At 31.2% G+C, this 362-nt stretch carries 1 protein-coding gene; it reads left to right on the top strand.

What is annotated here, in order from left to right:
- A partial coding sequence (locus M8044_RS02530) for an AAA family ATPase (protein ID WP_273585472.1) occupies nt 1–362 on the top strand: 362 nt, incomplete at both ends.

The raw sequence follows: 362 nt of genomic DNA, 5'->3' as shown, positions 1-362 counted from the left end.
CGAAAAAACTAAAAAATTATCAGTTATTCTTAGATCAACAATTATTCTCTTTCGACCAAAGAATTAAAAAGATTACGAGAGAAATTACAGCTTTAAAACATAATAATCCTTTGGTTGAACCGAAAAAGAAAAAAACCTTCCAAGATGTCTACGGTATGGAAGAAGAAAAAGAACAATTCGCTAATATTATTCATTATTTTAACGCTCCCAAGCATATTATTGGTTATCGCAATTTAAGACCCATGGGCATTTTATTATATGGTCCTCCAGGAACAGGGAAAAGTCATTTAATGGAAGCTTTAAGTGGCGAAGTTAACGCTCATTATATTGAATTAGATCCTTCTCGCTTTGATAAAACTTAT

The sequence above is a fragment of the Columbia Basin potato purple top phytoplasma genome (assembly GCF_028595955.1).
GTDB lineage: Bacteria > Bacillota_I > Bacilli_A > Acholeplasmatales > Acholeplasmataceae > Phytoplasma.
The sequence above is the reverse complement of the archived record's forward strand: the minus strand, read 5'-3'. Positions and strand labels throughout refer to the sequence as shown.